The organism is Halomonas sp. S3-1-1 (genome assembly GCF_023757625.1).
In the GTDB taxonomy this organism is placed as follows: domain Bacteria; phylum Pseudomonadota; class Gammaproteobacteria; order Pseudomonadales; family Halomonadaceae; genus Vreelandella.
On record NZ_JALGBZ010000009.1, the window covers coordinates 83048 to 89901 of the forward strand.

9 protein-coding genes and 1 rRNA gene are annotated in these 6854 nt (G+C 61.1%); 5 read left to right on the plus strand and 5 right to left on the minus strand.

Features of this window, described 5'->3' with window-relative positions:
* Position 1: 1 nt before the first annotated feature.
* The gene (locus MQW23_RS18825; protein ID WP_252109761.1) at positions 2 to 484 is read left to right on the plus strand and encodes a hypothetical protein; all 483 of its coding nucleotides are present in this window, start codon (positions 2 to 4) and stop codon (positions 482 to 484) included.
* On the opposite strand, the gene MQW23_RS18830 is transcribed toward MQW23_RS18825, so the two are convergent.
* Positions 485 to 1075: an elongation factor P hydroxylase gene (locus MQW23_RS18830; protein WP_442908630.1), complete on the minus strand. Its 591-nt coding sequence runs from the start codon at positions 1073 to 1075 to the stop codon at positions 485 to 487.
* 133 nt (positions 1076 to 1208) lie between these two features.
* On the opposite strand from MQW23_RS18830, the gene MQW23_RS18835 reads away from it, so the two are divergent.
* The 3 genes from MQW23_RS18835 to MQW23_RS18845 all read left to right on the plus strand — a co-directional run bounded on the left by MQW23_RS18835 (position 1209) and on the right by MQW23_RS18845 (position 4475).
* Positions 1209 to 2630, plus strand: coding sequence for an MATE family efflux transporter (locus tag MQW23_RS18835; protein ID WP_252109763.1), 1422 nt, complete (start codon positions 1209 to 1211; stop codon positions 2628 to 2630).
* Between the two features lie 4 nt (positions 2631 to 2634).
* Positions 2635 to 3663 (plus strand): DUF3080 family protein, encoded by a 1029-nt coding sequence (locus tag MQW23_RS18840; protein WP_252109764.1) that lies wholly within the window; start codon positions 2635 to 2637, stop codon positions 3661 to 3663.
* Positions 3664 to 3776: 113 nt separating this feature from the next.
* Positions 3777 to 4475: a hypothetical protein gene (locus MQW23_RS18845; protein WP_252109765.1), complete on the plus strand. Its 699-nt coding sequence runs from the start codon at positions 3777 to 3779 to the stop codon at positions 4473 to 4475.
* Between the two features lie 21 nt (positions 4476 to 4496).
* Here the strand turns inward: MQW23_RS18845 and tusA are convergent, their stop codons facing one another.
* Positions 4497 to 4739 (minus strand): sulfurtransferase TusA, encoded by a 243-nt coding sequence (tusA, locus tag MQW23_RS18850; RefSeq protein ID WP_252109766.1) that lies wholly within the window; start codon positions 4737 to 4739, stop codon positions 4497 to 4499.
* A 26-nt stretch (positions 4740 to 4765) separates the two neighbouring features.
* On the opposite strand from tusA, the gene MQW23_RS18855 reads away from it, so the two are divergent.
* On the plus strand, positions 4766 to 5053 hold the full coding sequence (locus MQW23_RS18855; RefSeq protein ID WP_252109767.1) for an antibiotic biosynthesis monooxygenase family protein: 288 nt from the start codon (positions 4766 to 4768) through the stop codon (positions 5051 to 5053).
* 31 nt (positions 5054 to 5084) lie between these two features.
* Here the strand turns inward: MQW23_RS18855 and rlmM are convergent, their stop codons facing one another.
* From rlmM to rrf, 3 genes are all read right to left on the minus strand, one after another.
* The gene (rlmM, locus tag MQW23_RS18860) at positions 5085 to 6152 is read right to left on the minus strand and encodes a 23S rRNA (cytidine(2498)-2'-O)-methyltransferase RlmM (protein ID WP_252109768.1); all 1068 of its coding nucleotides are present in this window, start codon (positions 6150 to 6152) and stop codon (positions 5085 to 5087) included.
* A gap of 216 nt (positions 6153 to 6368) precedes the next feature.
* Positions 6369 to 6560, minus strand: a complete 192-nt coding sequence (locus tag MQW23_RS18865) for a hypothetical protein (protein ID WP_252109769.1) — start codon at positions 6558 to 6560, stop codon at positions 6369 to 6371.
* A 179-nt stretch (positions 6561 to 6739) separates the two neighbouring features.
* Positions 6740 to 6854, minus strand: a 5S ribosomal RNA gene (rrf, locus tag MQW23_RS18870).

Consider the following 6854-nt stretch of genomic DNA (forward strand, 5'->3'; position numbering starts at 1 on the left):
CGTGGCCGACATTCCCGGATTTATCGCCATCGAAACCGGCGAGGAAGATGGCCTACCGCTGGCAGTCGCTTGGTCGCTGCCGGATGGGCGCATCAAACAGACACTGATTCAGCCCGACGACAGCTGGATCGATGAGGATACCAACGTCTCTGGCGCTTACAGCATCGAAGAGCTCGAAAGTTTGGGCGTAAGCCCGCTGGACGTGATTCGCGAGCTCGAAACCGACCACTTCTCCGCCACGCTCTATACCAGCGATAACGGCGAGGACGAAGCGGCACTGGCTCGCCTGTTCGATACCTATGGGCTGGACCCTTTCATCGAGCTTGCCCCCGCCCACGTGCTTTACGATCGGCTATCGAGCGGCGAGTGGCACCGTCTGCGCGGCGACACCTTCAGCGACCGAGGCCTCGAGCCCATGCGCGCCGAGCACGAAGTCGAGGTGATGCTCGCCCTGCACCAGCGCTTGAGCGAGCGCGACGACTAGTCAGCTGCTTGGGCACCCGAGCGCCTCGGTGCCGAGCGCCTCAATGCCGGCATTAATGGCTTGCTCGAGCGTATCCCCCTGCTGATAAAAGCATGATAGCGCCCGGCGAAACGCCCGGGCGCGAAGCGGCAGCCCTTCGCGCTCGAAACGCGCGGCACGCTCGAGCACGTTCGCCTCAAAAGCGGCACGGTCGACCTCGACCGCCCCGCCCAGGTTGTCGACGCTAACGTTGAAGGCGCGCCCGCAGGCCTGGGTGAAGAGATATTCCAGCGCCTGAGGGGCAATTTCGGCGCGCTCGAAGGCCGCTTGCTCGTCGGCGTCGCGCCCATCCGGCAAATACCAGTAGCCGTAATCCTCCTGTTCGCGACGTTTGGCGCCGGCGATGCACCAGTGGCTGATTTCATGCAGGGCACTGGCGAAGAAGCCACGCGCAAAAATGACCTGGTGATACGGCGTCTCACTCGTTGCCGGCAGGTAAAGCGGCTCGTCGCCGCCCTTGATCAAGCGGGTGTGGTAGGTGCCGGCGAATATGCCATCAAACAGCGCGGTGATATCGGCCAGCGTCCAGCGCTCGAGGGTCTTGGTCACTATCGCATCACTTCAAAAAAGGGTGGAAAACAAGGGGGGGAAACGCGGCCGCCGAGCCCCGTTTACAGGCATCAGGCGGCGAAATTTGCTACGCTTGCGCCCTTTCATCGACTCCCTCACGTGGAGGAGCCTTATCGTGGGCGCCGCCGTTCATCGTATCAAATCACTCTACTGGCCCGAAACTCGCCTGTTGGTCGCGCTGGCCCTGCCCATCGTGGGTGCCCAGCTCGCCCAGGCCGCCATCGGCGTGGTCGATACCATGATGACCGGCCGCTTTGGCGCCACCTCGCTTGCTGCCGTCTCGGTGGGCTCGAGCCTCTGGACGCCGTTGATGCTGTTCATGACCGGCACGCTCATGGGCGTAACGCCGATCGTTGCGCACCTGCTGGGCGGCCAGCGCACCGAGGACATTCCCAGAGCGGTTCACCAGGCGCTTTGGGTCGCGCTGGTGCTTGGCATCGTGGCCGCCTTTTTACTGCATACCGCGACGCTTCCCGTGTTCGAGCGCATGGACGTTCCCGAAGCCGTGGCGCGCGAGGCGAGCGCGTATCTGGGCGCGGTCGCGTTCGGCATGCCGGGCATCGCGCTTTTCCAGGCGCTGCGCGCGTTTTCCGATGGTATGAACCATACGCGCCCGGCGCTCTGGATCAGCCTGATCGGGCTGTTGATCAACGTGCCGAGCAATTACGTGCTGATCTACGGCGGCGACGGCCTGACCGATCTTTTCGGCGCCTGGCTACCCGCCCCGCTTGTTACGCTGCCCGCGCTTGGGGCGCTGGGCTGTGGGATCGCCACCGCCCTTTCCATGTGGTCGATGGCGCTGGCCATGGCCTTCTACACGGCGCGAAGCCGTAGCCGTAACTATCAGGGCATTTCGCTTTGGCAGCGCTTATATCGCCCGTACTGGGCCGGCATTCGCGAGCTGATCGTCGTCGGTATGCCGATCGGCGTGGCGATCTTCGTTGAGGTGACGCTGTTCACGCTGATTGCGCTGTTCATTGCAAGCTTGGGCGAAGTCACCGTGGGCGCCCACCAAATCGCGCTAAGCTATACATCGCTTTTATTCATGCTGCCGCTGTCGCTGAGCATGGCGCTGACGGTGCGAGTGGGCAATACGCTCGGCCAGGCCCGCCCGGCGCACGCAAGGCACGTCGCCTGGAACGGCATCGCGCTGAGCGTTCTTGTCGCCGCGGTCAACAGCGCGTTTTTATGGCTGAGCGCGAAGCCGGTCATCGCGCTCTATACCGCCAACCCGGAGATTCAGGCGCTGACGCTTTCAATCATCTCGCTGGCGGTGGTTTTCCAGCTCTCCGATTCGCTACAGGTGAACCTGGCCGGCGCGCTCAGAGGCTACAAGGACACCCGGATCGTCATGGTGATCACCGTACTCTCCTACTGGATCGTCGGCCTGGGCGGCGGCTACTGGTTAGGCAATCGAGGGCTCGGCGGCCTCACCGGGCCGCTCGGCGTTCACGGCTACTGGATCGGCCTGATCGCCGGGCTAAGCACCGCGGCACTGCTGCTTGTGTGGCGCCTGAAACGGATCAGCCTGAGGTAAGCGCATGAAACGCCCTCTTTCGATGATAGCCACACTGGTTTCAGCGCTGCTGCTGAGCGCCTGCGGTAATGGCGAGGATCCGGCCTGGCAGGCGTATCACCGGACGCTGGAAGATGCGCTTAACGCCGCGCCGATCGCGCGCGAGGCGCCCTCCAACATCGGCGCTTTTCCCGCCCGCCGCGAGCGGCTGCTCGACGTGCCGGAAATCCGCGAAAGCATGCTCAACGTCTACGCGCTTCGCGAGTGCGACATTACCTCGCTAGTCGCGGCGCGCAACAACCAGCTTGGGCGCGTCGCCCCTCCCAGCCAACACTGGCTTTACGAGCGCGAGCTGTGGCAACGTCTTGAGCGCTGCTCTCAAAGTGATATCGCTGAAGGGCTGGGTGAAAACGACCGAGCGCGGCTTTTGAACCTGACCGAACTCAAGACCGAGCAGCTGCCCGCCGTGGGCTTTAATGCGCTGTTCGACTCCGAGGAGTGGGAAAAGAACTTCTCCCGCGCGAGCCAGCCGCTGGAGTTGACGGCGCTGCCAGACATGGCCCGCGAGCTCGACGCGCTTGGCTATCTCAAGACGATGGTCCTCAACACCTACAGCCTCGAGTGGCAGGCGGACTCCGCCACTCTCGAGCAGCACCTGAAAGCCCTTCAGGCGCGCCCGCTGACGGCCGAAGTGCTGCGCACGCTGTTGCTGGCGGCCAAGCGTTTGGAGGAGGCCAACCGGCTGCTCGCGACCCATCTGCCCACGAACAATCTACCCACAACCAATCTGCCCGCCGCTCATTGCCTCCCGCCCTGGCAAAACGACGGGCTGGCAAACATGGCACTTGCTGCCCGGCGCTGGCTTGGCGCAGTCAACGCCTTGATCGATGCTCATGAGGTGGAGGCCCCCAAGGCGGTGGTCGACTATCAGCGCCGGTGGCTCTCCCTGGAGATCGCCGGCGCCCCCTGGCCACGCTTTGAAACCGCGCTAATGGAGCACCTTGCGCTTCGCACTGCGTACCCGGTCTGTGCGCTGGATCAGGGCGTTGATTAAAAATTAAGTAGGTTCTCTTAACCTGGCGCCCAACCTGTGCTATTGGTTGAAATACGCGGTAGGCAGTTTCGCGCCTATCAACGTCGTGACCACGCAGCACCAGGAGGGACACTATGGGTCGAACCCATTCACCCCACTCTGCCCAGGTCATCGACCTGGAAACCGCGCGCCAACGTCAGCAGGCGCGAAAGTGCGTGATTCGTCTAGCTCCCGAGCTCGACGGACTCGAGATGGTTTACCAGCTCGCTGCGAGTCCCGACACCTATTACGGCCTGCCGATACTGGCGTGGGGCTTGCGCGACGACGGCAACGTCGTGGGTCTGGTGCCCTGGATGAACGGGCTGTGCGCCTGCAACGAGCTCGACAGTCAGGAAAACGGCCATTTCGTTGGCTATCGGGACCCGGAAACCGAAGAAATTTTCGAGCTACCGCCGGAGCATAAGCACGCCGAACTCGTTGCGGCAGCCGACTACTTCGAGTATGAATTCTCGAAGGATGTGGCGCTGATTCAGCAAATCCCCGATACCCTTGGCACCCATGCGCTGTGCATGAACCAGGAAGATGCGCCCTGGCACATGAAGCCGGTGTTCGGCTGGCGTCTTTATAGCAATGGGACGGTCGAGGCGCTGCTCGCCGACGAAGAGAAAGCGCAGATGTCGCCGATCATCCTGGGTGATGCGTGCTTATTCGACGCCCATACACGCTATCAGACCATTTACTTCTTCCAGCGCCACATCGCCAATCGTATTCTCGAAGAGGATCCGGCCACACTGGAAGCGCTGGCGATGATGGTCGTGCCCGACGACGAGTAATGTCAGGCGCCGCTCGATGGATTACGCCAGGCGAATGAAGTAGCGGTATTCGCCTTCGTTTTCACGCTGGGTCATCAGTTCGTGGCCCAGAAACTGACAGAACTTCGGCACATCGCGCGTGGTGGCCGGGTCGGTTGCTACGACTTCAAGTACCTGCCCGGCACTCATGTCACGAACCTTGTTATGCATAAGCATAATGGGCTCGGGGCAGTAAAGCCCGGTAGTATCCAGAGTAGCGTCACTGGCGGGCGTCGTATCAGTCATCTCGGGCCTCGGTAAGGAAGTGGCATATGGTTAAAGTTATCATCGAACGGCGCATCATGCCCGGCCTTGAGCAGGAGTACGAACAGGCGGCTCGCGAGGCGATGCGTGTCTCACTCGGCGTAAGCGGCTTCGTTAGCGGTGAAACGCTGGTCAAGATCGGCCAGCCGGATCGTCGCCTCATGATCACCAAGTGGCGCGACCTGCGCGCCTGGAAAGAGTGGCACCAAAGCGAGGCGAGAGCCAGAGCGATGGAGCAAATTTTGCCGCTTCTCACCGAAGACGAAACCGTACAGGTATTCGAAGCCGCCCTCTGATAATTGACGTCCCGCTCGCTGAGTCGCAGGTTTAGTTAGTCAAACGTACGTGAACCGTCACCTCTTCACGATCGTGATACAGGTGGCGACAGCGAATCTCGGCACCGACTCCTGCCTCTTTCAGTGACTCCTCCAGGGTGGCCAAACAGCGCGTCACTTCGTCCCAACGTTTTTTCATCGGCAGTTTCAAATTAAAGATCGCCTCGCGGCACCATTGGCGCGTCAGCCAGCGCTCCACCATGGTCAGTACGCGAACGGGCTTATCAACGATGTCGCACACCAGCCAGTCCAGCCGCTGGTCCGGCGCCCAAACGAAGCCGTCCTCTTTCAAATGATCGACCTGGCCGGTTTTCATTAGCGCCTTGTCCATCGGGCCATTATCGATCGCGTAGACGTACATGCCGCGTTGAACGAGCTGCCAGGTCCAGCCGCCAGGGGCAGCGCCCAGATCTGCCGCCTGCATGTGTTCGGCAAGCCGGGTGTTCCACTCCTCGCGAGGGACGAACTCATGCCACGCCTCTTCGAGCTTGAGCGTCGAGCGGCTGGGCGCGCGCGAGGGAAAGCGTAGCCGGCGAATGCCATTTTTGAGCTCGCTGCGATTGCTGGGAAAGCTGATGGCAAGCTGGACCCGGTCGCCGCCGGTCCAGAAAACGTGCAGCCGCCGACCGCCGGCCTTACGCCTAAGCGCGCCGCGCTTGGTCAATAAACTCTCCAGCGGCTTGGTCAACGCCTTGATCAGCCCCGCCAGCGCCTTGCCATCGTTGGTATCCGGCGTTTCGTGCCAGATCTCCTCGAAGCTCCAGCGGCTTGATTTGATCTGCTCGAGAATCGGCGTGAGCCGGTCCTCCTTCGAAAGCGAAAGCGCAGCCAGCGCGGCCAGACTCTGACGCGCAAAGATGAGTTTGTCGAATCGCGCGTCGCGATGCAGCGCGTTGATCGGCTCGTCGTCGGTTCGCGTTAGGCTCACCCAACCCTCACCCAGCGCGGGAACGCAGGGTACGCAAGCCAACGCGGCGTGGTGCTGCATCTCCGCCAACGCATCGGGTTCGAAGCCCGGGCGACAGTACACAAGCCAGGTTGCGGGCGCTATTTCACTCACGGTTGACTCCACTTTGTGCCGATCGTATTGAATTCGAGGCGCATCATACCATCGCAGGTCACGTTATCGGGCTCGCGAGCGGCTTATTTACCAGAAGTCCCCGCCGACATCATTTGCCACGGCGCGCTTTCGATAGTTCCGGTAATAGCCCCGGCAATAGTCCCGATACAAGAAAGCCGCCCCTAGGGGCGGCTCTCTTTTAGCGGACGACGAGTATCAATTCTCCGCAGCGTCCTCTATATCTTCACCCGCATCTTCGATGCTCTCGCCAGCGTTTTCAATGCTGTTATCGATATTCTCGCCCGCTTCTTCCGCCGGACCCTGATCGTTATCGCAAGCTGCCAGTCCGCCAGCCATCAGTGCGATCAAAGCGGCCATCAATAGTTTTTTCATCGTGTCTCCTTTCATTTTTTACGCTCCTTTTGCCGAATCAAACGACCTATCCATCATACGGTTTTTGTTCAGTGAATGACAGCAGCCGGCTTTTCATAGTCCAGCTATCGGGCAATCAAGTTCTCGGGCGAGTATTTTTCCACGCACAAAAAAATCCCCCGCCTCGGAGAGACGGGGGATTTTTCGGGATGGGTGCCTGACGATAACCTACTCTCGCATGGGGAGACCCCACACTACCATCGGCGCGTTGCGGTTTCACTTCCGAGTTCGGCAAGGGATCGGGTGGTTCACGCAAGCCATGGTCGTCAG